Origin of the sequence: Streptomyces hazeniae, from assembly GCF_031845485.1 — a bacterium.
Classification (GTDB): domain Bacteria; phylum Actinomycetota; class Actinomycetes; order Streptomycetales; family Streptomycetaceae; genus Streptomyces; species Streptomyces hazeniae.
Map to the genome: position 1 here is coordinate 127,231 of NZ_JAVREQ010000009.1, position 26,188 is coordinate 153,418.

25 protein-coding genes and 1 pseudogene are annotated in these 26,188 nt (G+C 74.4%); 17 read left to right on the plus strand and 9 right to left on the minus strand.

Annotated features, from left to right (window positions below; genetic code table 11):
• The first annotated feature begins 65 nt into the window (after window positions 1–65).
• Complete coding sequence (locus tag RM572_RS12590) at window positions 66–830, plus strand: SDR family NAD(P)-dependent oxidoreductase (protein ID WP_027763031.1); 765 nt, start codon at window positions 66–68, stop codon at window positions 828–830.
• Here RM572_RS12590 and RM572_RS12595 read toward each other — a convergent pair.
• A complete protein-coding gene (locus tag RM572_RS12595; protein ID WP_394813590.1) occupies window positions 802–2,127 on the minus strand; it encodes a sensor histidine kinase in 1,326 nt (441 codons plus the stop codon). The genes RM572_RS12590 and RM572_RS12595 overlap by 29 nt on opposite strands.
• A 241-nt stretch (window positions 2,128–2,368) precedes the next feature.
• Between RM572_RS12595 and RM572_RS12600 the strand changes: the two genes are divergently transcribed.
• Together RM572_RS12600 and RM572_RS12605 are read left to right on the plus strand one after the other, a co-directional pair.
• Window positions 2,369–2,806 carry an SPW repeat protein gene (locus RM572_RS12600; protein ID WP_311673402.1) on the plus strand — a complete coding sequence of 146 codons (438 nt, stop codon included), beginning with the start codon at window positions 2,369–2,371 and terminating at the stop codon, window positions 2,804–2,806.
• A 158-nt stretch (window positions 2,807–2,964) separates the two neighbouring features.
• Window positions 2,965–3,942, plus strand: a complete 978-nt coding sequence (locus RM572_RS12605; RefSeq protein WP_311673458.1) for a Gfo/Idh/MocA family protein — start codon at window positions 2,965–2,967, stop codon at window positions 3,940–3,942.
• Between the two features lie 172 nt (window positions 3,943–4,114).
• Here RM572_RS12605 and RM572_RS12610 read toward each other — a convergent pair whose 3' ends face one another.
• Both RM572_RS12610 and RM572_RS12615 read right to left on the minus strand, forming a co-directional pair.
• On the minus strand, window positions 4,115–4,474 hold the full coding sequence (locus tag RM572_RS12610) for an arsenate reductase family protein (protein WP_311673403.1): 360 nt from the start codon (window positions 4,472–4,474) through the stop codon (window positions 4,115–4,117).
• Between the two features lie 38 nt (window positions 4,475–4,512).
• Complete coding sequence (locus RM572_RS12615; protein WP_311673404.1) at window positions 4,513–5,529, minus strand: sigma-70 family RNA polymerase sigma factor; 1,017 nt, start codon at window positions 5,527–5,529, stop codon at window positions 4,513–4,515.
• A gap of 178 nt (window positions 5,530–5,707) precedes the next feature.
• Between RM572_RS12615 and RM572_RS12620 the strand changes: the two genes are divergently transcribed.
• The 11 genes and pseudogenes from RM572_RS12620 to RM572_RS12670 all read left to right on the plus strand — a co-directional run bounded on the left by RM572_RS12620 (window position 5,708) and on the right by RM572_RS12670 (window position 16,531).
• Window positions 5,708–6,193 (plus strand): DoxX family protein, encoded by a 486-nt coding sequence (locus RM572_RS12620; protein WP_311673405.1) that lies wholly within the window; start codon window positions 5,708–5,710, stop codon window positions 6,191–6,193.
• Window positions 6,194–6,421: 228 nt separating this feature from the next.
• Complete coding sequence (locus RM572_RS12625) at window positions 6,422–8,155, plus strand: hydrogenase maturation protein (protein ID WP_311673406.1); 1,734 nt, start codon at window positions 6,422–6,424, stop codon at window positions 8,153–8,155.
• A gap of 93 nt (window positions 8,156–8,248) precedes the next feature.
• Window positions 8,249–8,557: pseudogene (locus RM572_RS12630) on the plus strand (hypothetical protein); the annotation flags it as partial.
• Between the two features lie 41 nt (window positions 8,558–8,598).
• Window positions 8,599–9,183, plus strand: a complete 585-nt coding sequence (locus RM572_RS12635; RefSeq protein WP_394813596.1) for a hydrogenase maturation protease — start codon at window positions 8,599–8,601, stop codon at window positions 9,181–9,183.
• Window positions 9,184–9,312: 129 nt separating this feature from the next.
• Window positions 9,313–9,705 carry a hydrogenase maturation nickel metallochaperone HypA/HybF gene (locus RM572_RS12640; protein ID WP_311673407.1) on the plus strand — a complete coding sequence of 131 codons (393 nt, stop codon included), beginning with the start codon at window positions 9,313–9,315 and terminating at the stop codon, window positions 9,703–9,705.
• Window positions 9,706–9,707: 2 nt separating this feature from the next.
• Window positions 9,708–10,511 (plus strand): hydrogenase nickel incorporation protein HypB, encoded by an 804-nt coding sequence (hypB, locus tag RM572_RS12645; protein ID WP_311673408.1) that lies wholly within the window; start codon window positions 9,708–9,710, stop codon window positions 10,509–10,511.
• Between the two features lies 1 nt (window position 10,512).
• Window positions 10,513–13,074, plus strand: coding sequence for a carbamoyltransferase HypF (gene hypF, locus RM572_RS12650; RefSeq protein ID WP_311673409.1), 2,562 nt, complete (start codon window positions 10,513–10,515; stop codon window positions 13,072–13,074).
• Window positions 13,028–13,402: a HypC/HybG/HupF family hydrogenase formation chaperone gene (locus RM572_RS12655; protein WP_311673410.1), complete on the plus strand. Its 375-nt coding sequence runs from the start codon at window positions 13,028–13,030 to the stop codon at window positions 13,400–13,402. The genes hypF and RM572_RS12655 overlap by 47 nt, the downstream gene beginning before the upstream one ends.
• Entirely contained in the window at window positions 13,399–14,532 is a 1,134-nt protein-coding gene (hypD, locus tag RM572_RS12660) for a hydrogenase formation protein HypD (RefSeq protein WP_311673411.1), read from the plus strand. Before RM572_RS12655 ends, hypD begins: the two co-directional genes overlap by 4 nt.
• On the plus strand, window positions 14,525–15,613 hold the full coding sequence (gene hypE / locus RM572_RS12665; protein WP_394813591.1) for a hydrogenase expression/formation protein HypE: 1,089 nt from the start codon (window positions 14,525–14,527) through the stop codon (window positions 15,611–15,613). Before hypD ends, hypE begins: the two co-directional genes overlap by 8 nt.
• A 327-nt stretch (window positions 15,614–15,940) precedes the next feature.
• Window positions 15,941–16,531, plus strand: coding sequence for a potassium channel family protein (locus tag RM572_RS12670; protein ID WP_311673412.1), 591 nt, complete (start codon window positions 15,941–15,943; stop codon window positions 16,529–16,531).
• 49 nt (window positions 16,532–16,580) lie between these two features.
• On the opposite strand, the gene RM572_RS12675 is transcribed toward RM572_RS12670, so the two are convergent.
• On the minus strand, window positions 16,581–17,726 hold the full coding sequence (locus RM572_RS12675) for a threonine aldolase family protein (protein WP_311673413.1): 1,146 nt from the start codon (window positions 17,724–17,726) through the stop codon (window positions 16,581–16,583).
• 153 nt (window positions 17,727–17,879) lie between these two features.
• Between RM572_RS12675 and RM572_RS12680 the strand changes: the two genes are divergently transcribed.
• Together RM572_RS12680 and RM572_RS12685 are read left to right on the plus strand one after the other, a co-directional pair.
• Complete coding sequence (locus RM572_RS12680) at window positions 17,880–18,431, plus strand: TM2 domain-containing protein (RefSeq protein WP_311673414.1); 552 nt, start codon at window positions 17,880–17,882, stop codon at window positions 18,429–18,431.
• Complete coding sequence (locus RM572_RS12685) at window positions 18,421–18,858, plus strand: DUF2752 domain-containing protein (RefSeq protein WP_311673415.1); 438 nt, start codon at window positions 18,421–18,423, stop codon at window positions 18,856–18,858. The genes RM572_RS12680 and RM572_RS12685 overlap by 11 nt, the downstream gene beginning before the upstream one ends.
• A gap of 57 nt (window positions 18,859–18,915) precedes the next feature.
• On the opposite strand, the gene RM572_RS12690 is transcribed toward RM572_RS12685, so the two are convergent.
• The 4 genes from RM572_RS12690 to RM572_RS12705 form a co-directional block, all read right to left on the minus strand.
• Window positions 18,916–21,555, minus strand: coding sequence for a SpoIIE family protein phosphatase (locus RM572_RS12690; protein ID WP_311673416.1), 2,640 nt, complete (start codon window positions 21,553–21,555; stop codon window positions 18,916–18,918).
• 273 nt (window positions 21,556–21,828) lie between these two features.
• Window positions 21,829–23,274, minus strand: a complete 1,446-nt coding sequence (locus RM572_RS12695) for a glyceraldehyde-3-phosphate dehydrogenase (RefSeq protein WP_311673417.1) — start codon at window positions 23,272–23,274, stop codon at window positions 21,829–21,831.
• Between the two features lie 151 nt (window positions 23,275–23,425).
• Window positions 23,426–24,175, minus strand: coding sequence for a cation transporter (locus RM572_RS12700; RefSeq protein ID WP_311673418.1), 750 nt, complete (start codon window positions 24,173–24,175; stop codon window positions 23,426–23,428).
• Window positions 24,175–24,510, minus strand: coding sequence for an ArsR/SmtB family transcription factor (locus tag RM572_RS12705; RefSeq protein ID WP_311673419.1), 336 nt, complete (start codon window positions 24,508–24,510; stop codon window positions 24,175–24,177). Before RM572_RS12705 ends, RM572_RS12700 begins: the two co-directional genes overlap by 1 nt.
• 108 nt (window positions 24,511–24,618) lie before the next feature.
• On the opposite strand from RM572_RS12705, the gene RM572_RS12710 reads away from it, so the two are divergent.
• On the plus strand, window positions 24,619–25,311 hold the full coding sequence (locus tag RM572_RS12710) for a DNA alkylation repair protein (RefSeq protein ID WP_311673420.1): 693 nt from the start codon (window positions 24,619–24,621) through the stop codon (window positions 25,309–25,311).
• Here the strand turns inward: RM572_RS12710 and RM572_RS12715 are convergent.
• On the minus strand, window positions 25,308–26,117 hold the full coding sequence (locus RM572_RS12715) for an alpha/beta hydrolase family protein (protein WP_311673421.1): 810 nt from the start codon (window positions 26,115–26,117) through the stop codon (window positions 25,308–25,310). The genes RM572_RS12710 and RM572_RS12715 overlap by 4 nt on opposite strands.
• Window positions 26,118–26,188: the final 71 nt, after the last annotated feature.

The following is a 26,188-nucleotide window of genomic DNA, read 5'->3' on the forward strand; positions in this document are numbered from 1 at the left end:
CGCGGCGCGCGGTGACATAGCGTGTGCAGGTCGAACACATCGGGCACGGAGGAGAAGCACCGGGTATGGCACGGGTGAGCGTGATCAGCGGCGGCGGGACCGGCATCGGCCGGGCGACGGCGGAGCGCTTCGCGCGGGACGGCGACCGGGTCGTGCTGCTCGGGCGCCGGGCGGAAGTGCTGGAGACGGCGGCGGACGACCTCCGGGCGCGTGTCGCGGGAGCCGAAGTGAGCACCCGGGCCGTGGACCTCGCCGAGCCCGCGCAGGTCGAGGAGCTCTGCGCGGAACTGGCCCAGCGGTACGGCCGGGTCGACGTGCTGGTCAACAACGCCGGCGGCAACGTGGAGATCGGCGCTCCGGCGGAGGCGACGAAGGGACTGGCGGGCGCCGCCGCGCACTGGACCGGCAACTTCCGGTCCAACGTGCTGACCGCGGTGCTGCTCACCGAAGGGCTGCGCGACCTGCTCGCCTCGCCCGGCGGCCGGGTGGTGCTGCTCAGCTCCATCGCCGCCTTCCGCGGCTCCGGCACCGGCTCCTACGCCGCCGCGAAGGCCGCGCTGCACCCGTACGCCTACGACCTGGCGGGGGCCCTCGGGCCGCGTGGCGTCACGGTCAACGCCGTGGCGCCCGGCTACATCGAGGACACCGAGTTCTTCCGCGGCGGGATGACCGACGCACGCAGGCGCGTCCTCGTCGAGCAGACCGACACGGGCCGGGCCGGCGTCCCCGAGGACGTCGCCGACACCGTGCACTGGCTCTGCTCGCCCGGCGCGGGTCACGTCACCGGCCAGATCGTGCAGGTCAACGGCGGGGCCCGGAAGGGGAACTGACCGGCTCCGCCGCGGGGGCGGCCGGCACCTCCATGGTCACCATGGTCGGGCCGCCGGGCGGGCTGCTCACCGCGAGGACGCCGTCGAACCCGGCCAGCCGGCGTTCCACGCCGCGCAGGCCGCTGCCGGCGGACGGGTCGGCACCGCCCCGTCCGTCGTCGGTGACGGCGACGCGCAGCGCGCCCCCGCCGCCCGGTGCCGGGGCGAAGTGCAGGTCCAGCCAGACGCGTCGGGCGCCCGCGTGCCGGGCCGCGTTGGTCAGCACCTCGCTGATCGCGAAGTAGGCCGCCGCCTCGACGGGTTCGCCGTACCGGCCGGGCAGGTCGATGTCGGTCTCCACCGGTACGCCGCAGCGCAGCGCCAGCGCCTCCGCCGCGTCGGCGAGGCCACGCTCGGCGAGCACCGGCGGGTGGATGCCGCGCACCAGGTCGCGCAGTTCGGTCAGGGCGGCCGCGGACGACGAACGGGCCTGCGCCAGCAGCGCCTTGGCGCCCGCGGGGTCCTTCTCGATCAGGGCCAGAGCGGTGCCCAGGTCCATCCCCATGGCGACCAGCCGGGCCTGCGCGCCATCGTGCAGGTCCCGTTCGATGCGCCGCAGGGCGGCGGCGGAGTCGTCCACCGCGTCGTGACGGGTCTCGGCCAGGCGCCGCACCCGCTGCTCCAGCCGTGCCTCCCGCGTCGGCGCGAGCAGCGCCCGCGCGAGGAGGAAGTGGGCGCGCAGCAGTGCCGGGTTGGCCACCAGACCGAGGGCGATCAGCGCCGTACCGAGGGCGGCGCACAGCACCGCGCTGCCGAAGCCCGAGACGGGGATGAACGCGTACCAGTAGGCGCCGGAGACCGCGTGCCACAGCCCGGCGAGCAGCACCAGCCCCTCGACGCCGTAGCCGATCAGCGCCACCGGCAGCAGCGCCGTGACGAAACCGGCGACCGCGTCCACCAGCAGCCACAGGACGTCCCGCCAGGTCGCCGGATCGCGCAGGAGCAGCGTGCACCGCTCGACCTGCCCGGCCGGTCCGCCGCGCCTCGTCGGGGGGAACGCCCGGTACGGCGCCGGGATCGTCAGGCCCGCCCAGTCGTGCGCGAGGGCGCGCCGCTGGTTGGCGTGCATCCGCACCAGCGTGAGCACGGCGGGCGTCGTGAGGAAGCCGACGCCCAGCAGCAGGAAGGCGAGCGACACCACCGTGACGATGAACAGCGCGAGCGACACCCCGAGCGACAGCAGGCAGAGCGCGAAAGCCCGCACCGTCGCCACCACCGAATCTCTCCACCGGCGCAGCCGGTCCTCTCCCTGAGCCACCGCCCTCACCTCCGCCGCTCAGTCTGGCGTCGGCCGGGCCGCCGCACACGGGTGCCGCCACCCCGCCGGGGGTGGTGCTGTCACCACCCCCGGCGGGAAACGTGGTTACCCCGTCAACCTTTTTGTCCGGGTATCTACCTCTTCGGCGTTCCGGCGCGCACAATGGGAGAGGCGACATGTATATGTCGCACGGCTGAGCACCACGCGGTCGGACTTGCGACACGAGTAGGAGGCGAGTCGGATGGCCGATGTGTCTCACCGGGGAGACCTGGCGGGTCACCCCGACGCGACGGAGATGCGGGAGAGGTACTCCCGCGTACTCCAGGGAAGGGACGTGGCGTTCGTCGACGGGCCGGTCTTCCTCGTCGGCCTGTACTGCGCCGTGTCCCCCTGGGTGGTGCACTACTCCGGAAACCAGCCCGCACTGACGACGCACGCCCTGATCATGGGCATCGCGATCGCCCTGCTGGCACTCGGATTCACCGTGACACCGGAGCGGATGTACGGCCTGAGCTGGGCCATGTGCGCGATGGGCGCATGGATCATCGTCTCGTCCTGGGTGGTCGGCGACAGTCCCGACGCCGGCATCATCTGGAACAACATCATCGTCGGCGGCCTCGCCTTCCTTCTGGGCGTGGCCTGCGTCGGCGTGGCGGCCAGGAGCGGCCGCGCCACGTGACCGGAGCCCGGCGAAGGCCGGGGACGGCACCGACGACGCACACCCCGAACCCCGCAGGAGCCCGGAGACGAAAGGGCCCGGGCACGGCCGGCGCGCCGCTCGCGCGAGAAGCGGCGCGCCGCCCGGCGTACGGGACGGCCTACGCTGTCGGCATGCCGATGACGACGCCGCACGACGACCTGCCCGGCACCCCGCACGGCGCGCCGCCGCCCGCACCCCTCCGCTTCGGCCTGCTCGGCACCGGACCGTGGGCCCACGCCACGCACGCGCCCGCCCTCGACGCCCACCCCGGCGTGGAGTTCGCCGGCGTGTGGGGACGGCGGCCCGAGGCCGCCGCCGAACTCGCGGACCGCTTCGGCATCCGCGCCCACTCCGACGTCGACGCGCTGCTCGCCGACTGCGACGCGGTGGCCGTCGCCCTGCCGCCCGACATCCAGGCACCCCTGGCCGTACGTGCCGCCGAAGCGGGGTGCCACCTCCTGCTCGACAAGCCGGTCGCCACCACTCCCGGCGGCGCCGCGGAGGTCGCCGCCGCCGCCGAACGCGCGGGCGTGGCCTCCGTGGTGTTCTTCACCCTGCGGTTCAGCCCCACCACCGCCGGCTGGATCGACGCCCGGGCCGCCGCGGGCGACTGGCTGCTCGGCCGCGCCGACTGGCTGTCGCCGGTCTTCGGCGGCGCCGACTCCCCGTACGCGGCCTCACCCTGGCGCAAGGAGAAGGGCGCGCTGTGGGACGTCGGCCCGCACGCGCTGTCCGTCCTGCTGCCGGTGCTCGGCGACGTCGCCGACGTCGCGGCCGTGGCCGGCCCCGGTGACACCGTGCACCTGACGCTGCGGCACCACGGCGGAGCCTCCAGCACCGTCACCGTCAGCCACACCGTGCCGCCGGGCGCCGCGGGCGTCACCGCCGAGGTGCGCGGACCCGCCGGCGTCGCCGTGCTGCCCGAGCGCGAGGAGCCGCCGGCCGAGTCCTTCGGCCACGCGCTCGACGCCCTGCTCCGCGCGGTGCGCACCGGCACGCCGGACGCCTGTGACCTGCGCTTCGGCGTCCGGGTGACGGAGATCCTGGCCGGGGCGGAGGCCGCCCTCGGCGCGGTGCCCGGCCTGGACACCGGGCGCGCCGCCGCCGCGCGCTGACGCGGACGGGCCGTCCGGCCGCAGGGGGGGCGCGGCCCGCGCGGCACGTCGGGCGCCTGCCGGCCGCCGTCCCCCGCCTTCCGGCCGGCCCTGTGAGGGACGTGCGCCGCGGTGGCCGGCGCGCGCCGCAGATCCGGAACCCGGGATGCACCCCTACCCCGGCGGGGCTTCATCAGCGGGAGAGCACGTCCCGGACCGCCTCCTCGCTGCGGCCCACCACGGCCGTACCGTCGTCGGCCGTGATGATCGGCCGCTGGATCAGCTTCGGATGCCCGGCCAGGGCGGCGATCCAGCGGTCGCGGGACGTGGCGTCGCGCGGCCAGTCCGTCACGCCCAGTTCCTTCGCGGCCGCCTCCTGGGTCCGCGTGATGTCCCACGGCTCCAGACCCAGCCGGTCCAGCACCGCGCGCAGCTCCTCCTCGCCCGGCGGGTCGTCCAGGTAGCGGCGGACGGTGTACTCCCGGCCCTCCTCGTCCAGCAGGTTCACCGCGCTGCGGCACTTCGAACAGGCGGGATTGATCCAGATCTCCATGCCGGCAACGGTAGCCGCCGGGCGCGGAGCACCGCCGGTCAGGCGTGCTCCGCCGCCCCGGCGTGCGCCGGGGCGGTGCTCGCGGGCAGGTGGTCCGGCAGCCCGAAGGTCTCGAACAGGCTCAGGTCGAAGAACGCGGCGACGTGCGACACACGGTCGCCCTCCAGCGACAGCACCATCGTGCTGAACGGCAGGAAACGCCCGTCCTCGCCGCGCATGTACATCGCGAACGCGGGCTGGCCGTTCAGCGCCGTCGGTATCAGGCGCAGCTCGTCCGGACCGGCCGGGCAGTTGAGGTCGATGAGCGTGCCGATGCTCTCCGGGCCCTGGTACCAGCCGGTGAAAGGCGGCATCTCCCAGACCGCCTCCTCGGTGAACAGCCCGACGATGGCCTTCATGTCCTTCTTCTCGAAGGCCGTCACATACCGGTCCAGCAGCTCGCGCTGCTCCGCGGAGACCGGCTCACTCGTCCCGCTCTCGCTGGGGGCCACCTTGCCGAGCTGCGCGCGGGCGCGCTGGAGCGCGCTGTTCACCGACGCGGTCGTGGTGCCGAGCAGGTCCGCGGCCTCCGCGGCCTTCCACTTCAGCACCTCGCACAGCAGGAGCACCGCACGCTGCCGCGGCGGCAGGTGCTGGAGGGCGGCGACGAACGCCAGCCGGATGCTCTCCCGCGACGTCACGATCGCCGCCGGGTCCGCGCCGTCCGCACCCACCATGGCGTCCGGCACCGGCTCCAGCCAGGGCACCTCGCGCTGCTCGACCAGGTCGTCCACCGGGTCGGTGCTCGGGGCTCCCAGGCCGGTCGGCAGCGGGCGCCGGCCACGGCTCTCCAGCGCGTCCAGGCAGGTGTTGGTGGCGATCCGGTGCAGCCAGGTGCGCATCGAGGACCTGCCCTCGAACCTGTCGTACGCCCGCCAGGCGCGGAGGTAGGTCTCCTGCACCAGGTCCTCCGCGTCGTGCACGGAGCCGAGCATCCGGTAGCAGTGGGCCAGCAGCTCACGCCGGAAGGGATCGGCAAGCTTCGGGAAATCCTCGCTGACCTGGTTCTCCGCCATGGTCCACGCCCTCTCTCACAGGAGCTCCGATGCGGATGGGGACATCCTGGCACCGGGGTCTGACAATCGCCCCCGAAACGACCGCGACCGCCGTTCGCCGGCCCCACCGATGAGTTTCCGGCCCGGCCGCCGTCACCCTGTGCGACACGCCACACCCTCGCAACGAGAGGCCGGGACCATGACCGCTTCGACGCCGGACACCGCGACCACGACCACAGCCGCAGCCACCTCGGCAACCGCCACCCGGGCGGATGCCACCCCCTCCACCCTCGGCTCCCCGCCCCGCAGCCGCAAGGCGAACGTGGCGCTGTGGACGCTCCAGATCGTCACCGCGCTCCTCTTCGTCAACGGCGGCGTGCTCAAGCTCGGCGGACTCGCCGGGTCCCCCGAGGCGTTCGCGGAGCTGGGGCTGGGCCTGCCCTGCATGTACCTGGTGGGCGTGGCCGAGCTGGCCGGCGGCATCGGTCTGCTGGTGCCGCGCATGGCCGGGCTCGCCGCGCTGTGCTTCGTGCCCATGATGGCCGGTGCGGTCGTCCTGGAGCTCGCCGTGCACGGCCCGGCCATGGCCGTCCCGCCGCTCGGAGCGCTGATCCTCGTCGCGGTCCTCGCGCGGTTCCGCCGGGACAGCACGCTGCGGCTGCTGCGCACCGTCCGCCGCCGCTGACCGTCCCCCGCCGGCCGTCCGCCGGCACCGCACCGTCCGGGGCGTGGCGCGGACGGTCACCGGGCGTCGCAGCACCGGCCGCCCTTCCGCTCGTCGGCGGAGGGAACGCACGGCTATCGGGTGACCCGTGGGCGGGCCGTCCGGCCGTCCGGCGCACCTCCGGGGCATGATCGCCGCGGATCGGGCCCGCCGAAGCGGGCCGCGCCCCGGACGGCCGGGAGGTCGACGTTGCACATTCTGCTGGTGGCCGGCGCCTTCAACAGCCTCACCCAACGCGTCCACGCCGAGCTGACCGCACGCGGCCACGACGTCGCCGTGGAGACGGTCGCCGACGGCGAGGCGATCCGGACGGCCGTACGGCGGCACCGTCCCGGACTGGTGCTCGCGCCCATGCTGAGGGCCGCGATCCCCCGCGAGGTGTTCACCGCCCACACGTGCCTGGTCGTGCACCCCGGACCGCCCGGCGACCGCGGGCCGTCCTCCCTGGACTGGGCCGTCGCCGGGGGAGCGCGCCGCTGGGGCGTGACCGTCCTCGAGGCCGAGGCGGAGATGGACGCCGGACGCGTCTGGGCCTGGGCCCCGTGCCCGCTCCCGGAAAGGGGGAAGAGCGACCTGTACCGCGGCGAGATCGCCGACGCCGCCCTGACCGCCGTGCACCTCGCCGTCGAACGGTTCGCCTCCGGCGCCCACACCCCTTCCCGGCAGGACGACCCGGCGCTGGGCGCCGAGGTGTGCGTGCGGCCTGCGATGCGGCAGGCCGACCGGCGCCTGGACTGGCACCGGCACACCACCGCCGACGTGCTGCGCATCCTCCGCGCCGCCGACTCCCAGCCGGGCGTACGCGACACCCTGCTCGGCGCCGAATGGTTCCTGCACGGCGGGCACCCCGAGTACCGGCTGCGGGGGCGGCCCGGCACGCTCCTGGCAGTCCGCGCCGGTGCGGTGTGCCGGGCCACCGCCGACGGCGCCGTGTGGCTGCCCGTCCTGCGCGAACGACGCACGGACGGCCGGCGCGGCATCGCGCTGCCCGCCGTCACCGCCCTCGGAGACCGGTTGCCCGACCTGCCCGAGGAACCGGTCCCGCTGAACCCGGAGGCGGCGCCCGGACCCGGGGCGCACGGGGGCCCGGACGCACGTACGGCCTGGTCGGACATCCGCTACCGGGAGCAGGGTGCCACGGGATTCCTGGAGTTCTCCTTCCCCGGCGGCGCGATGAGCACCGCGCACTGCCGCCGCCTGCTCGACGCCTACCGCTACGCCTGCACCCGCCCCACCCGGGTGCTCGTCCTGGGCCCCGCCCGCGACTTCTTCTCCAACGGCATCCACCTCGGCGTCATCGAGGCCGCCGCCGACCCCGCCGCCGAGTCGTGGTCCAACATCGAGGCGATGAACGACCTGGTGCGGGCCGTTCTCACCACCACCGACCGGTTGACGGTCGCCGCCCTCGGCGGCAACGCGGCGGCCGGGGGCGTGATGCTGGCGCTGGCCGCCGACGAGGTGTGGTGCCGCCGCGGCGTCGTGCTCAACCCGCACTACCGGCTGATGGGCCTGCCCGGCTCCGAGTACTGGACCGCCACCCTGCCCCGCCGCGTCGGCCCGCACACCGCCCGCGACCTCACCGAACGGGCGCTTCCGGTCGGCGCGGACTCCGCCCACCGCATCGGACTGGTGGACCGCGTCCTGGAGACCTCCCCGCAGGGGTTCGCCACGGAGACGGCCGCACGGGCCGCTCGGACGGTGGGCTCGGCCGAGACCGAACGCCGCATCGGCGCGAAGAAGTCCGACCTGGAGGCGCGCGAGGCGCGCAGGCCCCTGGCCGACCACCGTGCGGAGGAACTCGCCGCGATGCGGGCCGTGTTCGACGACCCCGGCGCGCCGTACCACGCGCTGCGGGCGGCGTTCGTCCGCAAGGAGGCCCCGCCCGCCGGGGCCCCGCAGCCCCGCTTCGCCGCCCGCCCCTGACCACCCGGCACCCCGCCCGACCGACCTCAGACCGCACGACCGCACCGACGAAAGGCGCGACGCATGGCCGGCAGTACGGAGCCCACCGCCGAGGAGACGCCCTGGTGGCACCCCGAGGCCGAACGGGGCGTGGACCCCGCGCGCGACCGGGTGCAGGTGCAGGGCACGTCGATCGGCGCCGGAGACCGCGTCGTGCTGCGGCCCGGACAGCGCCGCAGCGACGCCCAGGACGTCTTCCTCGACGGCCGCACGGCCGTGGTGGAGGAGGTGCTGCACGACGTGGACGGCTCCGTGCACCTCGCGGTGACCGTCGAGGGCGACCCGGGCACCGAACTGCGCCGTGCCCAGCGCCGCTACTGGTACTTCCAGCCCGACGAGGTCGCCCTCCCGGAGGATGCGTGAGCAGCCCGGAGACGAACGGCCCGGAGACGAACCGTCCGCAGGTGAACGGCCCGGCCGTCGGCAGCGCGGACGCGAACACCGGCCCGGAGACCGCGCCCGGCCGCATCCTCGTCGCCGGCATCGGCAACATCTTCCTCGGTGACGACGGCTTCGGCGTCGAGACCGCGCGCCGGCTGCGCGAGGAGACGATGCCACCGGGCGTGGAGGTGCAGGACACCGGCGTGCGCGGCGTCCACCTCGCCTACCAGCTGCTCGACGGCTACGCGGGCCTGGTCCTCGTCGACGCCGTACCCGGGGACGACCCGCCCGGCACGCTCCGCGTCATCGAACCCGGTCCCGACCCCGCGGGAGGCCCGGTCGCCGTGGTCGACGGCCACCGCATGACCCCGGACGCCGTGCTGGGCCTCCTGGACACCCTGGCCGAAGGCACCGGTGAGGCCGGCCCGAGCCGGGTGCTGGTCGTCGGCTGCGTGCCCGAGACGGTGGAGGAGGGGATGGGCCTGTCCCGGCCGGTGGCCGCGGCCGTGCCGGAGGCCGTGCTGCTCGTGCGTGAACTCGTCGACGACCTGATTGCCGACCTCCTGCCGCACCCGGAGGCGGGAGCGGCGGCCGGCGGCCCCACCTGAGCCGAACGGGCCAGCCGCCCCGGCCGTGGCGGCGTGTCAGCCCGGGGCCCACCCGGGCCCGCCCTCTAATGAGCGGACGGGCAGCAGGAGGCGCCGCGCACCCCGACGTCCACGCGAGAAGAGACCACGATGCACGAGATGTCCATCGCCATGGCGGTGGTGCAGCAGGTCGAGGAGGCGCCGCCGCAGGACGTCACCGGCGCCGTCGAGTGCGTCCGGCTCCAGGTCGGCGAACTCGCCGGCGTCGTCCCGGACGCCCTCCGCTTCAGCTTCTCCCTGGCCTGTGCCGGGACCGTCCTGGAAGGCGCCGAGCTGCTGATCGACGCCGTCCCCGGCCGTGCCCGCTGCGCGGCCTGCGACCACGCGTGGGCGACGGGCATGCCGCCCCGCCTGGCCTGCCCGCAGTGCGACGGGGCGGACACCGAACTGCTCGCAGGCCGGGAACTGCGGATCACCGCGCTCCGGTGCTCCGGTGCCCGCCCCGACCCCGTCCCGTCCGCCCCGGTGCCCGAGGAGAGCTGACCATGTGCCGTGCCGTCGACCTGCAACAGGCCGTACTCGCCAAGAACGACGACAGCGCGCGGACGCTGCGCGCCGACCTCGCCGCCCGCGGCACCACCGTGGTCAACCTGCTCTCCAGCCCGGGCAGCGGCAAGACCGCGCTGCTGGAGACCGAACTCGGGCACGCTCGCCAACGGGGCGTGCCGGTCGCCGCGCTCACCGCCGACCTCGCGACCGAGAACGACGCGGTGCGCCTCGCCCGCTCCGGCGTCCCCGTCAAGCAGGTCTGCACGGACGGGCTGTGCCATCTGGAGGCGCACATGCTCCGCGGTCACCTGGAGGGCTGGCTGCCGGACGACACCCGGCTGCTGTTCGTGGAGAACGTCGGCAACCTGGTCTGCCCGGCCTCGTACGACCTCGGCGAGACCCTGCGGATCGCGCTCGCCTCCGTCACCGAGGGGGAGGACAAGCCGCTCAAGTACCCCACCGCCTTCGGGCTGTCGAACCTGGTGGTCGTCACGAAGAACGACATCGCGGCCGCGGTCAGCTTCGACCGCGCCGCGTTCGAAGCGAACGTGCAGCAGGTCAACCCCGGCGTCGAGGTGCTGTTCACCTCCGCGCGGACGGGGGAGGGGAGCGGCGAGGTGCTCGACCGTGCCCTGGCGGCGCACGACGGGGGGCCCGTCCACCGGCCGGTGCTGGCCCGCACCTCCCACGACCACGGACACGCGCACGGGCACGACCACGGACACGACCACGACCACGACCACGACCACGGGCACCACGGCCACCACGCCCACCCGCACGTCCACGAGCACGCCCGCTGACATGAGCGCCGACGCCCTGCCCGCTGCGGCAGCCACCGCGGCCCCGGAACGACGCCGGTGCCGGGTCACCGTGCGCGGTGTGGTGCAGGGCGTCGGCTTCCGCCCCTTCGTGTACGCGCTCGCCACCGAACTCGGACTGCACGGCCACGTCGCCAACACCCCCGAGGGGGTCGTGGCCGAGGCCGAGGGTGCGGAGCGAGCCGTGGCGGCGTTCCTCGAACGGCTCGCCACCGACGCACCCCCGCTCGCCCTGGTCGAGTCCGTCGCCCCCGAACCGCTCCCCGCCACCGGCACCGGCGGCTCGGCCGGCTTCGCCATCCACGAGTCCCGCGGCGGCGCGGCGGCCCGTACCCTCGTCTCCCCCGACACCGCCACCTGCGCCGACTGCCTGGCCGAACTGTGCGACCCCGCCGACCGGCGGTACCGGCACCCCTTCCTCACCTGCACGCACTGCGGGCCGCGCTTCACCATCGTCACCGCCCTGCCCTACGACCGGGCGCACACCACCATGGCCGGCTTCCCGATGTGCGCGGACTGCGCCCGCGAGTACGCCGACCCGGCCGACCGCCGCTTCCACGCCCAGCCCGTCGCCTGCCACGCCTGCGGCCCCCGGCTGCGCCTGCTGCTTCCCGCCCACGGCGGCGGAACCGGCGTCCCGGGCGGCCCCGCCGACCCCGCCGACCACACCGAGTACGACGGCGAACCGGTCGCCCGCGTGCGGGAGTTGCTGGCCGCCGGGGCGATCGTGGCCGTCAAGGGCCTGGGCGGCTACCACCTGGCCTGCGACGCCGCGAACCCCGAGGCCGTACGGACGCTGCGCCGTCGCAAGGCCCGCGGCGACAAGCCGTTCGCCCTGATGGCCCGCGAACTCGCCGACCTCGCGCCCCGCGTGCACCTCGGCACCGCCGAACGGGACCTCCTCACCGGCCCGGCCCGGCCCATCGTGCTGCTCCGCCGCCGCCCCGCCGCCGACGTGCCCGCGGACGCGGTGCCGCTCGCCGAAGCCGTCGCCCCCCGCAGCGCCGACCTGGGCGTGATGCTGCCCTACACCCCCGTGCACCATCTGCTGCTCGGGCTCCCCGGGGACCCGCCCGGCCCCCGGCTGCTGGTGATGACCAGCGGCAACCTCGGCGGTGAGCCCATCGTCACCGGCGACGACGAGGCCCTGGAACGGCTCGCGGGACTCGCCGACGCGTGGCTCGTCCACGAGCGTCCCATCCACGTGCCGTGCGACGACTCCGTGCTGCGCGTGGTGGACGGCGAGACGCTGCCGGTGCGCCGCTCGCGCGGCCACGCACCGTTCCCCGTCACCCTGCCTTTCCCCGTACGCCCGGCCCTGGCCGTCGGCGGCGACCTGAAGAACACCTTCTGCCTCGGTCGCGGCCGACGCGCCTGGCTCTCGGCGCACATCGGCGACATGGACGACCTCGCGACCCTCACCGCCTTCACCGACGCCGAAGCGGCGCTCGAAGGGCTCACCGGCGTCACCCCGGAAGTCCTCGCCGCCGACCGGCACCCCGGCTACCGCAGTACCGGCTGGGCCCGGCGCCACGCCGCCGGCCGGCCGCTGCGGCAGGTCCAGCACCACCACGCGCACGTCGCCGCCGCGATGGCCGAAGCCGGGCACGACGGCGCCCGCCCGGTGCTCGGCGTGGCCTTCGACGGCACCGGCTACGGCGACGACGGTGCCGTGTGGGGCGGCGAGTTCCTGCTCGCCGGCTATGACGACTACCGGCGCTTCGCGCACCTGGGTTACGCGGCGCTGCCCGGCGGCGACGCGGCCGTGCGCCACACCCGCCGGATGGCGCTGTCCCACCTGCACGCCGCCGGGCTCCCGTGGGACCCCGCGCTGCCCCCGGCTGCGGCCTGCGCCCCCGACGAACTGCGACTGCTGGCACGCCAGTTGGAGCGCGGCCTGCACTGCGTACCCACGTCCAGCATGGGTCGGCTGTTCGACGCGGTCTCCTCCCTCGCCGGGATCTGCCACCACGCCGGTTACGAGGCCCAGGCCGCCGTCGAACTCGAGGCCGCCGCCCACGCGCACCTGGGCGAGCACGGCACGGAGAGCCCGGACCCCGCGCACGACGCGGACTTCGCGCTCCGGCCCCCGGCACGGCAGCACGACCGGCCGAGGGACGACGGGCCGCTGATCGCCGACCCGGCGCCGGTGATCCGCGCGGTGGCGGACGCGGTGCGGCGCGGCGACGCGCCGGGCGCGATCGCCGCCCGCTTCCACGCCTGCGTCGCCCGCCTCGTGCGGCGCGTGTGCGCCGCCGCCCGCGACCGGCACGGCACGGACACCGTCGCTCTCAGCGGCGGCGTGTTCGCCAACGCGCTGCTCGCGCGCGACTGCGTGCGGGGCCTGAGGGCGGACGGTTTCACCGTCCTGACCCACCGCCTCGTCCCCCCGAACGACGGCGGGCTGGCGCTCGGTCAGCTGGTGCTCGCCGCCCGCGAGGACCCTGCCGGCCCGGCCGGGCCCCGCCCCGACGAATCCCGAGAGCGAGGAGGAGCCCATGTGTCTGGCGGTACCCGGCAGGGTGCTCACCATCGAGGAGCGTGACGGCACCCGGATGGCCGAGGTCGACTTCGGCGGCGTGGTGAAGGAGGTGTGCCTGGAGTACGTGCCCGACCTCCGGGTCGGCGAGTACACCATCGTGCACGTCGGCTTCGCGCTCCAGCGGCTGGACGAGGAGTCGGCGCGGCAGACCCTCGAACTCTTCGCCGGACTCGGTCTTCTGGAGGAGGAGTTCGGCGACGCCTGGCTGCAGGCGGCCGAGGAGAGCGGGCAGCCCGTACCGCACGCGGCGGCCACGACGGACGCGGCGGAGGGGCCCGGCGGAGCAGCACGTGTCCCCGCCGCCCAGGACACGGCGGAGGAGGCCCGGTGAAGTACATCGACGAGTTCCAGGACCCCGAGCTGGCGCGGCGCCTGCTGGACGACATCCACACCACCGTCACCCGGCCCTGGGCGCTCATGGAGGTCTGCGGCGGACAGACGCACACCATCATCCGGCACGGCATCGACCAGCTGCTGCCCGAGCAGGTACGCCTGATCCACGGGCCCGGCTGCCCGGTGTGCGTGACCCCGCTGGAGGTCATCGACAAGGCGCTGGCCATCGCCGCCCGTCCCGGGGTGATCTTCTGCTCCTTCGGCGACATGCTCCGCGTCCCCGGCACCGACCGCGACCTGTTCCGGGTGCGCAGCGAGGGCGGCGACGTGCGCGTCGTCTACTCGCCGCTGGACGCGCTCCGCCTCGCGCAGGAGAACCCGGACCGTGAGGTGGTGTTCTTCGGGGTCGGCTTCGAGACCACCGCCCCGCCCAACGCCATGACGGTGTACCAGGCGCGCAGGCTCGGCATCAGCAACTTCAGCCTGCTGGTCTCGCACGTCCGCGTCCCGCCCGCCATCGAGGCCATCATGACCTCGCCGGACTGCCAGGTGCAGGGCTTCCTCGCGGCCGGGCACGTGTGCAGCGTGATGGGCGTCGAGGAGTACCCGGAGCTGGCCGAACGTCACCGGGTGCCGATCGTCGTCACCGGCTTCGAGCCGCTGGACATCCTGGAGGGCGTCCGCCGCACCGTGCAGCAGCTCGAACGCGGCGAGCACACCGTCGACAACGCCTACGCCCGCGCCGTGCGCCCCGAGGGCAACCCGGCCGCGCGCGCCATGCTGGCGGACGTCTTCGAGGTCACCGACCGGGCCTGGCGCGGCATCGGCGTCATCCCCGACAGCGGCTGGCGGCTCTCCGAGCGCTACCGCGACTACGACGCCGAGGAGCGCTTCCCCGTCCGCGGCATCACCACCGCGGAGCCGGCCGCCTGCCGCAGCGGCGAGGTGCTGCAGGGGCTGCTCAAGCCGAACGAGTGCGAGGCGTTCGGCACCACCTGCACCCCGCGCACGCCGCTCGGCGCCACGATGGTCTCCAGCGAGGGGGCCTGCGCCGCGTACTACCTCTACCGCCGCCTCGGCGGCCCCGTGAGCACCACCACCGCGCAGGAGGCGACCACCGTTGGCTGAGACCACCGCCGAACGCACCGCCGGCCACCCGGCACCCGACTTCTCCGGCTGGACCTGCCCCGCGCCGCTGCGCGACCAGCCGCGCATCGTGATGGGCCACGGGGGCGGCGGCGCCCTGTCCGCCGAACTGGTCGAGCACGTCTTCGCCCCCGCCTTCGGCGGCGAGACGCTCGCCACGATGGCCGACTCCGCCGCCGTCACCCTCGGCGGCGCCCGTCTCGCCTTCTCCACCGACACCTTCGTGGTGCGCCCGCTGTTCTTCCCCGGCGGCTCCATCGGCGACCTCGCCGTCAACGGCACCGTCAACGACCTCGCCATGAGCGGTGCCCGCGCGGCGTACCTGTCCTGCGGCGTGGTGCTGGAGGAGGGCGTGGAGATGCCCGTCGTGGCCCGTGTCGCCGAGGCGATCGGCGCCGCCGCCCGGACGGCGGGAGTGGAGATCGTCACCGGGGACACCAAGGTCGTCGAGGCCGGCCACGGCGACGGCGTCTACCTGAACACCGCCGGCATCGGCCTGATCCCCGACGGCGTCGACATCCGCCCGCAGCGCGCCCGGCCCGGTGACGTGGTGCTCGTCAGCGGGCAGATCGGCCTGCACGGCATCGCGGTGCTCAGCCTGCGCGAAGGGCTGGAGTTCGACGTGCGGGTGGAGAGCGACTGCGCCCCGCTGGGCGGACTGGTCGAGGCGATGCTCGCCGTCACCCCCGACCTGCACGTGCTCCGCGACCCGACACGCGGGGGAGTGGCGGCGGCCCTCGGCGAGATCGCCGCCGCGGCGGGTGTGGGCGTGGCCGTCGACGAGCGGCACCTGCCCGTCCCCGAGCCCGTCGCCGGAGCCTGCGCCATGCTCGGCCTGGACCCGCTGTACGTGGCCAACGAGGGCAAGCTGGTCGCCTTCGTGCCCCGCGATCACGCCGACGCGGTGCTGGAAGCGATGCGGGCCCACCCGCTGGGCGCCGACGCGGCCGTCATCGGCGCGTGCGTCGCCGACCACCCCGGCATGGTCGTCGCCCGCACCGGCCTGGGCGGCACCCGGGTCGTCGACCTGCCGCTCGGGGAGCAGCTGCCCCGCATCTGCTGACCGCACCGCCGCTCGCTCACCGGCCCCGCCGGCCCGCCCGACCGTTCCGGGCGCGTGAGGGCGGGGCGGCGGGGTACCCGGCCCCGGTTCCCGACCCCGGCCCGCGCGGCGGGTGACCGACGAGGACGTCGAAGCCGGAGGTGAGAGGCCATGCAGGCTGCGGTGCAGCTCGGAATCCGGGACGTGGGGCCCCGGGAGGGCGGGACCCGGGCGCCCGCGCCGATGCCGGAACGGTAGCGCCCCGGCTACCGCGGCGACGGGACGGACGTGCGGGACGACGGCCGGGGCGGCAGGCGGAACCCGGAACGGATCTGGGGAGCCCTCAGCGTGGTGACGGCCCTCATGGTCACCGGGTACTTCCTGCTGCCACTCGACGCGTTCGGCTCCGAGCGCCCCGTGATCGGCTGGTCCGTCTTCGTCCTGCTCCTCACGCTGATCGCCGTGCTGCTGCTCAAGCAGATGCGGGACGTGCTGCTGGACCGCAGGGGCGTGCATCCGGGCTTCGTCATCCCGCTCCTGGTGGCACTCACGGTCCTCGCGTTCTCCGCGGCGTACTACACGCTGGCCAAGGAGCCCGGGCAGTTCCACGGACTGCGCACCCGGCTGGACGCGCTGTACTTCACGGTCGTCACCCTGGCGACGGTCGGCTACGGCGACATCCACCCGCGGGGACAGACGTCCCGGCTGCTGGCGGTCATCCAGATCACGTACAACCTGGTCTTCCTCACCGCGGCCGCCACCACGCTGTCCCACCGCTTCCGGAGGCACGTCGGCCGCCACTGGGGCGGCCGGGGCGGCGGCGCGGTGCGCCCCGCCGACCGTGAGGGCCCCGACGACGGCCGGCCGGACGCGGGCGGGCCCGGGGACGCCGGACCGGACGGCGAGGACGACGGGGACCCGCCGCGGCGTCTCCAGTGACCTGACGTCGGAGATTCGCCGCCTACTGCTACCGAAGCTCTGACTCAGGTCACCGGTGAGTGCTCCGGGGCGACCCGGCTCGCAGGAACCCGAGGAACTGCGCGGTGCCGTCCGCGACGTCCTCCTCCGTCCACTCCAGCGCCGACGCCGACACCGTGACCTCCGTGTGCGAGAGGCCGGGCAGCGGACCTTCCTGCCAGACGCCGAACACCAGCGTCTTGGTCTCCTCCGCCTGCCGCAGCCCGGCTTCGTTCAGCACGTCCGCCGGGTACGGCAGCCACACCTGGAACTGGTGCGTGCACGGCGTCTGCGGATGCACGCGGAAGAACGGCACCTCCGCCGCCAGCGCCTCGCGCAGCGCCGCGGCGACGGTCGCCGCGTGCGCGACGTACCCCGGGAGCCGCGGCAGCTCGTGGTCCAGCCCGTACAGCGCGGACAGCACCGCCGGCCACTGCTGGAACGGCAGCCCGCCGTACCGGTGCCGCCACGCCTTCGCCTCCGCGACCAGGTCGGCGGAGGCCGCCAGCGCGGCTCCCGAGACGCCGCCCAGCGACTTGTAGAACGACACGTAGACGCTGTCCGCGAGGTCCGCGATCTCCGGCAGCGGCCGCCCGAAGTGGGGCGTGCACTCCCAGAGCCGGGCGCCGTCGAAGTGCACCACCGCGTCGCGTTCCCGCGCGGCCGCCACGGTCGCCGTCAGCTCCTCCCACGACGGCAGCACGAACCCGGCGTCCCGCAGGGGCAGTTCCAGCATGAGCGTGCCGAACGGTTCCGCCAGGTCGCGCACGTCCGCCGCGTCCGGCAGCCGCTCCTCCCGCGTCGGGTGGACCGTGCGCAGTCCGGCCACCGCGCCGAGGGCCCCGCCCTCGTGCACCTCCGGATGCGCCCGCGGGTGCAGGGCGACCGTGGCGTTGCCCGTGCGGCCCGCCCAGCAGCGCAGCGCCACCTGCTGCGCCATCGTCCCGGTGGGGAAGAACGCGGCGTCCTCGGTGCCCAGCAGCTCCGCGACGCGCTGCTCCAGCCCCGCCACGGGGCCGTCGCCGTACATGTCCGGCGGCCCGTCCAGGTCGTAGCTCTCCAGCCGCGTCAGCCGTTCGCGCATCGTCGGCCACCTGCCCGCCGACAGCAGCCGGTCGCAGCCGTTCACCGCCGCCGTCCGCCGCGCCCGCAGCGCCGCCCGCTCCTCGTCGGTCATCCGCCGATTCTCGCACCGGACGCGCCTGCGCGGGCCGGCGGGAACCGGCCTCTGCAGCGGGTGTGCGGGCCGGGGGCCGGAACTGGCAGGATGATGCCAGGGGCTCCGCTCGGCCCCACGTCACCATCCGCGTCCCTCGGGGGGTCCAGCGCCATGTCCGATCCGCACCAGAACCCGTACCCGGAGCAGCAGCCCCCGGCCGGCGGCTACGGCTACCCCCAGCAGCCCAGCCCGCAGCCCGGCACCCCGCCGCCCGGTGCTCAGCCCACCACCCCGCCGCCCTACGGCACGCAGCCGCCGTACGGCGCCGACCCGTACGGCCAGCAGTACGGCGGCCAGCAGTTCGCCGGCCAGCAGTACGGAGACCCGCAGTACGGCCAGCAGTTCGCCGGTCAGCCGGGCTACGGCTACCCCGGCCAGCCCGGCGCGATGCCCGTGCCCTACGGCTACGACCCGGCGGCGCCCTACGGCTACGACCCGTACGGGCGGCCCTACTCCGACAAGTCCCGCATCGTCGCGGGCGTGTTGACGCTGTTCGCCGGCGGCCTCGGCATCGGCCGGTTCTACACCGGCCACGTCGGCATCGCGCTCGCCCAGCTCTTCACCTGCGGCGGACTCGGCTTCTGGGCACTCATCGACGGCATCATCACGCTCACCAACAAGGACGCGACCGACAGCGACGGCCGGGTGCTGCGTGGCGGCTGACGGGGGCGCGGCGGCCGGTGGCGGCCTCGTCCGGCTCCGTGCGGCACTGCGCCACCCGCTGGCGCTGCCCGCCGGGCTGGCCGCGTTCGCCGCTGCCGGTGCCGCCTACCTGTACCGGACGAACCCGCACCAGCCCGGTCAGCTCCTGCCCCGCTGCCCCCTGGAGTGGGCGACGGGGCTGCTCTGCCCGGGCTGCGGCGGCACCCGCATGACGTACGACCTGCTGCACGGCGATGTCGTCGCCGCCTTCCACGACAACGCGGCGATGCTCCTGCTCGGGCTGCCGGCCGCCGCGTACCTGTTCACGCGGATGCTGCGCGAGGGCCTGCGGGGCCGTCACTACCGCCCCGAGCCGACCCGCCTCGGCACGGCCGCGATCGTCGCGACGGCCCTGGTCTGGACGGTCGGACGCAACGTCGCCGGGTGACACCGGCCCGCGGGCGACACCGGCCTGCGGGTGACCGCGGGGGCCTGCGACGACCCGTCAGGCCTGCGCGGCGGGGGCCACCGGCTGTTCGGTCCAGATCACCTTGCCGTTCGGCGTGTACCGGGTGCCCCAGCGGTCCGAGAGCTGGGCGACCAGGAACAGCCCGCGGCCGCCCTCGTCCATCGTGGCGGCGTGCCGCAGGTGCGGCGAGGTGCTGCTGCCGTCCCAGACCTCGCAGATCAGCGCACGGTCCAGGATCAGCCGGGCGCGGACCGGGCTGGAACCGTAGCGGATCGCGTTGGTGACCAGCTCGCTCAGGATCAGCTCCGTCGCGAACGCCTCCTCGGACACCCCCCACCGTTCGAGCACCTCGCCCACCGCGGCGCGCACCGCGGCGACCGCCGCCGGGTCCGAGGGCACGTCCCACTCGGCGATCCGGTCGGCGGGCACCGAATGGGTCCGGGCCACCAGCAGCGCGATGTCGTCCTTCTGCTGTTGCTGCTGCGGCAGCAGCGTCCCCAGCACGCCCTGGCAGGTCTCCTCGGCGCCGTCGCCGTCCGCACCGGCCAGTGCGTCCCGCAGCAGGCCCAGGCCGTGGTCGATGTCCCGGCCGCGCCGTTCCACCAGCCCGTCGGTGTACAGCACCAGGCGGCTGCCGGTGGCCAGCTCCATCTCGGCCGACTCGATGGGCAGCCCGGGCACGCCCAGCGGCGGCCCGGCCGGTACCTCGGCGAACGCCACCGAGCCGTCCGGCGCCACCACCGCGGGCGGCAGGTGTCCCGCCCGGGCGACGGTGCAGCGCCGGGCCACCGGGTCGTAGATGGCGTACAGGCAGGTCGCGCCGGTCAGCCCCGCGCCGCTGAGGTCCGCGCCGTCCGGATCGCTCTGCAGCGCCAGTTCGTTCAGCCGGCCCAGCAGCTCCTCGGGCGCCATGTCGAGGGAGGAGAAGTTGTGCACCGCGGTGCGCAGCCGTCCCATCGTGGCGGCCGCGTGCAGGCCGTGCCCCACCACGTCGCCGACGACCAGCGCGACCCGGGCACCGGGCAGCGGGATGACGTCGAACCAGTCGCCGCCCACCCCGGCCTGCGCCGGCAGGTAGCGGTAGGCGACCTCCAGGGCACGCTGTTCCGGCAGCCCGCTCGGCAGCAGGCTCTGCTGGAGGGTGACCGCCATGGAGTGCTCGCGGGTGAAGCGGCGGGCGTTGTCCACGCAGGCCGCTGCGTGGGCGCACACCTCCTCGGCGAGCGACAGGTCGTCCACCTCGAAGGGCTCGGAACCCTCCGTGCGCCAGAAGTTCGCCAGGCCCAGCACGGTGTTCCGGGACCGCAGCGGGACGGTGATCATCGAGTGGATGCCGTAGTCCATCAGGGCCTGCGCGCGCTCCGGGTCCTGCGCCTGCCAGCCCGGCGACTCCCGCAGGTCGGCGGCGAGTACCCCGCGTGCCCGGCCGACGCCCTGGGCCTGCGGAGACGACTCCACGAACCGGATGAGCCGGCCGACGGGGAAGAACGGCGGCCCCTCCGCGATACCGCTGAGGGCGGCCCGGCGCATCTCCACCGACGACGCCGACCCCGGCTCCTCACCGGCCAGCACACCGTCCAGCAGGTCCACCGTGGTGAAGTCGGCGAAGCCGGGCACGGACGCCTCGGCCAGTTCCTGGGCGGTGCGCCGCACGTCCAGCGTCGTGCCCACGGTCACGCTGATGTCGTACAGCAGGCGCAGCCGGTCGCGGGCCAGCGCCGCCTTGCCGGACAGCTCGTGCAGCTCGGTGGTGTCGCGGAGCGTGGCCACGGCCCCGGCCGGGCTGCCGTGCCGGTCGGCGGGCCGGTTGTTCACGGCGAGCAGCCGGTCGCCGGAGGCCACCACCTCGTCGGTCGCCACCCGGCCGGTCGCCAGCAGCTCGGTGATGTGCGCGTCCATGCCCAGCTCGACGACCGGGCGGCCCTCCGCGTCGGCGGGGAGGGACAGCAGGCGGCGCGCCTCGTTGTTGGCCATCAGCAGCCGCCCGTCGCCGCCGACGATCAGCACGCCCTCGCGCACGGCGTGCAGCACCGCGTCGTAGTGCTCGTACATCCGGGCCATCTCGGCCGGGCCCAGACCGTGCGTCTGTCTGCTGAGCCGCCTGCCCACGAGCACCATGCCGGTCGTCGCCACCGCCAGCGCGACCGCCGCGCCGCCGAGCAGCACCGGCAGCTGACGGTCCACCACGTCGCCCACCGCGCTGGTGAGCACCCCGGCCGACACCAGGCCGACGACGTCGCCCTGCTCGTCCTTCACCGGGACGACGGCCTGCACCAGCCGTCCGATCGTGCCGTCGATGGTCTCGGTGACCGCCCGCCCGCCGAGCGGCGTCTCGATGTCCCCGACGAACTTCTTGCCGATCCGGTCGCGTTCGGGATGGGTGTAGCGGATGCCCTGATCGTCGGTGATCACCACGAAGTCCACCCGGGTGCGCTCCCGGACCGCCTCGGCCCGCCGCTGCAGCACGCTCGTGGGGTCGGGGGAGCGGAGGGCCTCGACGATGCCGGGGGACCGGGCGAGGCTCTGCGCCACGGCGAGGGACCGGTCCTTCGCCGCACGCTCGCTGTAACGTTCCGCCTGGAGCAGCAGCGCGGCCACGCCCGCAGCGACGATCAGCAGCGCCAGCACGACCTGGAGCACCAGGGCCTGGCCGGCGACGGTGCGCATGCCCAGCATCGACCCTCCCCGGCCTCCCCGCCGCCACGGACGACGCCGGGAGGGGGGTTCCGCGTTCGTCCGGGACCCGAGACTCACCATGGTCGAGATGCTTCCACACCGCTTCCGCCGGGGCGAAGCCGCACACCGCGTAGTGGGCCCGTACCCGGGTACGGGCCCACCGGCCGCGGGCTGTCCGCCGGGCCGCCGCACGCCCGCAGGCCGTGCCCCGGAGTGCGGGGGCACGGCCTGCGGGTCACCGGCGCGACGCCGGAGAGGGTGGAAGCGGATGGATCAGGCCACCGGGGCCGGGAAGGTCGGGTACTCGGCGCCCGAGACGTGCTGCACGATCCGGACGACCTGGCAGGAGTAGCCGAACTCGTTGTCGTACCAGAGGTAGAGGATCGCGTTGTCGCCGTCGACCTTGGTGGCGCCGGCGTCGACGATCGAGGCGTGACGCGAGCCGATGAAGTCGCTGGAGACGGCGTCGGGGGCGCTGATGAAGTCGATCTGGCGCTTGAGCGGCGAGGTCAGCGAGACGTTGCGGAGGTAGTCGAGGACCTCCTCGCGCTCCGCCTCGCGGGCGAGCTGGAGGTTGAGGATGGCGATCGACACGTCCGGCACCGGCACCCGCACCGAGCTGCCGGTGATCTTCGCCTTCAGGTCCGGCAGCGCCTTCGAGACAGCCGAGGCGGCACCCGTCTCGGTGATCACCATGTTGAGCGCGGCCGAACGCCCGCGGCGGTCCGAGCCGTGGTAGTTGTCCAGCAGGTTCTGGTCGTTGGTGAAGGAGTGGACGGTCTCCACATGGCCGCGCAGCACGCCGTACTCGTCCGCCATGGCCTTCAGCGGCGGCACGATCGCGTTCGTGGTGCAGGACGCGCAGGAGATGATCCGCTCGTCCGGCTTGATCGTGTCGTGGTTGACGCCGTGCACGACGTTCGGCACGTCGCCCTTGCCCGGGGCGGTCAGGACGACCTTGTCGACGCCGGGACGCAGGTGCTTCGCCAGGCCCTCGCGGTCGCGCCAGCGGCCGGTGTTGTCGATGAGGATGGCGTCCTTGATGCCGTACGCCGTGTAGTCGACCGTCGTCGGGTCGTCGGAGTAGATGACCTTGATCTCGTTGCCGTTGGCGATGATCCTGCTGTTCGCCTCGTCGACGGTGATCGTGCCCTGGAAGGCGCCGTGGATGGAGTCGCGCCGCAGCAGCGAGGCACGCTTCACCAGGTCCTGGCCCTTGCCCTTGCGCACCACGATGGCGCGCAGCCGCAGGCCGTTGCCGGAACCGGCCTTCTCGATCAGCAGGCGGGCGAGGAGCCGGCCGATGCGGCCGAAACCGTACAGCACGACGTCCCGCGGCTCGCGGCGGTCGATCTTGTGCTCGCCCATGGCGCCGGCCACGGCGTCGGCGGTGAACTCCTCCACGGACAGCCCGCGGTCGTCTGCCCTGTAGGTCGCGGCGAGCATGCCGATGTCGATCTGGGACGGGCCCAGGTCGAGCGCGGTCAGCGTCTTCAGGAAGGGCAGCGTCTCGGTGACCGAGAGCTCCTCTCCGGCGATCTGCCGGGCGAACCGGTGAGTCTTGAGGATGCTCACCACCGACTTGTTCACCAGCGAGCGGCTGTGGAGGAGGACGGTCACGTCCCGCTCCCGGTGCAACGTGCCGATGATCGGGATCATCGACTCCGCGATCTCCTCGCGGTTCTTCCAGTTGGTGAACGCGTCCTCGTTGACAGTCACAGTTCTTATCTTTCGAGCTAGGCGGTGCTCATATGCTAAACACATCCCTAGTCGATCACCCGACCGCCCCACCCTGACCGGCCCAGTCCTGGGGAAGCGGTCGGGCAGCGGCCCGGGCGTCCCGGGGGCGAGGCACCCGCCGCCCGGCGGTTCAGCGCGCCGCGCCCGCCTCCGCGCAGCAGGCGCAGCCGGGTGCGCACCCGCATCCGGGCGACTCCTCGTCGGCGGTGTCCGGGCTCGTCCCTACGTGGGCGGTGGGTGCGCAGCAGCCCTTGCCCTGCCAGGCGTCGCGGCCCTCCTTGACCGCGATCGCCGCGATGACGAGTGCGGCGATCGGGTCGGCCCAGGACCAGCCGACGGCCGCGTGCAGGACCAGCCCCACCAGCAGCACGGCGGAGAGATAGGTGCACAGCAGGGTCTGCCGGGAGTCCGCGACCGCGCTGGCCGAGCCCAGTTCGCGTCCGGCGCGGCGCTGGGCGGCGGACAGGAACGGCATGACCGCCAGCGAGAGCGCGGCGATGACGATGCCCGGGACCGAGTGCTCCGGCTCGCCGTCGCCGCCGAGGGCCCGTACGGCGTCGATCCCCACGTACGCGGCGAGCGCGCAGAACGACACGGCGATGATCCGCAGCGTGGTCCGCTCGCGGGCCTCCCGCGCGGCGTGGTCGCGGGCGGAGAACTGCCAGGCGACCGCGGCGGCGGAGGAGACCTCGATGACCGAGTCCAGACCGAACCCGATCAACGCCGTGGACGACGCCAGCGCGCCGGCGGTCAGTGCGACGACCGCCTCGACCACGTTGTAGGCGATGGTCGCGGCCACCAGCAGCCGCACCCGCCGGGCCAGCGCCTCACGGCGGGCCGGGGAGGGACCGAGCGACAGGGGAGACGTCCGCGCGGCCATCAGCAGCAGCCCTCCGCGTCGGCGTCCGGACAGCTGCGGTCGCCGGCCACGGCGACCACCGCCGCGCGCAGGTCGTCCAGCGCGTGGCCGAGTCGTGCGTCGGCGAGCTCGTAGCGTGTGCGGCGCCCGTCGGGAGCGGACACGACCAGGCCGCAGTCGCGCAGGCACGCCAGATGGTTCGACAGCCTGGTCCGGGAGACGCCGAGCGCGTCGGCGAGGTCCGCCGGGTACGCCGGACCCTCCCGCAGTGCCAGCAGCACCCGGCACCGGATCGGATCCGCCAGCGCCCGCCCGAACCGCGTCAGCACCTCGACCTCGGAAGCAACAGTCAGCATGCCCGTGACGGTACACGATTTCCTGAATCCAGGAGATCGTGTACCAGCGTTCTCCGTGCGGGGGCGGCCGTCGTACGCTGAGCGGCATGTGGGAGGCGGGAGGCCGGGATGGCTGACGACACACGCACGTGCTCGACGGTGGACGAGGTGAGGGCCGAGCTGGCCGGACTCGAGGACCCGAAGGTACGCGCGGTGAACGAGAAGCACGGCGACGACCACGGCGTGAAACTGAGCACGCTGCGCGCGCTCGCCAAGCGGCTGAGGACGCAGCAGGAACTCGCCCGCGAACTGTGGCGCACGGGCGACACCGCGGCGCGACTGCTGGCGCTCCTGATCTGCCGCCCGAAGGCGTTCGGACGCGACGAACTCGACGGCATGCTGCACGAGGCGCGCACGCCGAAGGTGCACGACTGGCTCGTGAACTACGTGGTGAAGAAGAGCCCCCACGCGGAGGAACTCCGCGTGGCCTGGTTCGCCGACCCGGACCCCGTGGTCGCGAGCGCCGGCTGGGCGCTGACCACCGAACGCGTCGCGAAGCAGCCCGAGGGCCTCGACCTGCCCGGTCTCCTGGACACCGTCGAGGCGTCGATGAAGGACGCCCCGGACCGCCTGCAGTGGGCGATGAACCACTGCCTGGCACAGATCGGCATCGAGCATCCCGAGCACCGCGCCCGCGCCCTCGACATCGGCGAACGCCTCGAGGTCCTCAAGGACTACCCGACCTCCCCCGGCTGCACCTCCCCCTTCGCCCCCACCTGGATCACCGAAATGGTCCGCCGCCGGGACGAGGCCCGAGGCTAAGAGGCGTCCGGGCCCTCCGCCGTCCGCGGAGCCGCCTCTCCGGCCCGCGGCTCGTCGAGGTACTGGTCGGCCCAGGCGCAGATGATGTGGGCGGCCCGCTGCGCCTGCCCCCGCGCGGTCAGCAGATGGTCCGCCCCTTCGAGGGAGATGAAGCTTCGCGGATGCCGCGCCTCCTGGAAGATCTCCGCGGCGTTCGCGATGTCGACCGTGGAGTCGGTGGGCGAATGGGCGACGAGGAGCGGCAGGTCCACCTCGCCGATCCGGTCGCGCAGGTGCGCCCGGCGGACGTCCTCGACGAAGGCGCGCTTGAGGACCAGGGTCCTGCCGCCGACGAACCACTCGTGCGCCCCGTCCTCGAGGACGCGGTCCAGCACCGAGTCGTAGTGCCGCTCGACGTCGCTGGGATCGACGGGCGCGGCGATCGTGGCCAGCGCCCGGAGGCCGGGCGTCTCGAGCGCGGCGGCGATCGCGGCCGCGCCTCCCCAGGAGTGCCCCACCAGCAGGTCCACCGGAGTCCCCCGCTCCGCCATGAAGGCCGCGGCCCGGACGGTGTCCCGCACCTTGACGGTGAAGGAACCGTCCCCCCAGTCACCGTCGGAATCCCCGATCCCGAGATTGTCGTAGCGCAGCATGCCGACGCCCTCGCGGGCCAGCTGCCTGCACACGCGCGAGGCGGCCGGCGAGTCCTTGCCGAGGGTGAATCCGTGCACGAACAGCCCCCAGCCCCGGATCTCCCCCTCCGGCACGTCGATCACCCCGGCCAGCTCGGGACCGACGACGCTCGGGAACCTCACTTCTTCCTTCATGCGGGGCGCTCACCTCGACAGGGACGGATCGTGGGACGGGAACGAGGGCGACCCTAGCCCGTGGCACCGTG

Coding starts and splice junctions, on each gene's coding strand:
- RM572_RS12590 (WP_027763031.1), top strand. CDS start 66: ATGGCACGGGTGAGCGTGATCAGCGGCGGCGGGACCGGCATCGGCCGG.
- RM572_RS12600 (WP_311673402.1), top strand. CDS start 2,369: ATGGCCGATGTGTCTCACCGGGGAGACCTGGCGGGTCACCCCGACGCG.
- RM572_RS12605 (WP_311673458.1), top strand. CDS start 2,965: ATGACGACGCCGCACGACGACCTGCCCGGCACCCCGCACGGCGCGCCG.
- RM572_RS12610 (WP_311673403.1), bottom strand. CDS start 4,474: ATGGAGATCTGGATCAATCCCGCCTGTTCGAAGTGCCGCAGCGCGGTG.
- RM572_RS12615 (WP_311673404.1), bottom strand. CDS start 5,529: ATGGCGGAGAACCAGGTCAGCGAGGATTTCCCGAAGCTTGCCGATCCC.
- RM572_RS12620 (WP_311673405.1), top strand. CDS start 5,708: ATGACCGCTTCGACGCCGGACACCGCGACCACGACCACAGCCGCAGCC.
- RM572_RS12640 (WP_311673407.1), top strand. CDS start 9,313: ATGCACGAGATGTCCATCGCCATGGCGGTGGTGCAGCAGGTCGAGGAG.
- hypB (WP_311673408.1), top strand. CDS start 9,708: ATGTGCCGTGCCGTCGACCTGCAACAGGCCGTACTCGCCAAGAACGAC.
- hypF (WP_311673409.1), top strand. CDS start 10,513: ATGAGCGCCGACGCCCTGCCCGCTGCGGCAGCCACCGCGGCCCCGGAA.
- RM572_RS12655 (WP_311673410.1), top strand. CDS start 13,028: ATGTGTCTGGCGGTACCCGGCAGGGTGCTCACCATCGAGGAGCGTGAC.
- RM572_RS12675 (WP_311673413.1), bottom strand. CDS start 17,726: ATGACCGACGAGGAGCGGGCGGCGCTGCGGGCGCGGCGGACGGCGGCG.
- RM572_RS12680 (WP_311673414.1), top strand. CDS start 17,880: ATGTCCGATCCGCACCAGAACCCGTACCCGGAGCAGCAGCCCCCGGCC.
- RM572_RS12690 (WP_311673416.1), bottom strand. CDS start 21,555: ATGCTGGGCATGCGCACCGTCGCCGGCCAGGCCCTGGTGCTCCAGGTC.
- RM572_RS12700 (WP_311673418.1), bottom strand. CDS start 24,175: ATGGCCGCGCGGACGTCTCCCCTGTCGCTCGGTCCCTCCCCGGCCCGC.
- RM572_RS12705 (WP_311673419.1), bottom strand. CDS start 24,510: ATGCTGACTGTTGCTTCCGAGGTCGAGGTGCTGACGCGGTTCGGGCGG.
- RM572_RS12710 (WP_311673420.1), top strand. CDS start 24,619: ATGGCTGACGACACACGCACGTGCTCGACGGTGGACGAGGTGAGGGCC.
- RM572_RS12715 (WP_311673421.1), bottom strand. CDS start 26,117: ATGAAGGAAGAAGTGAGGTTCCCGAGCGTCGTCGGTCCCGAGCTGGCC.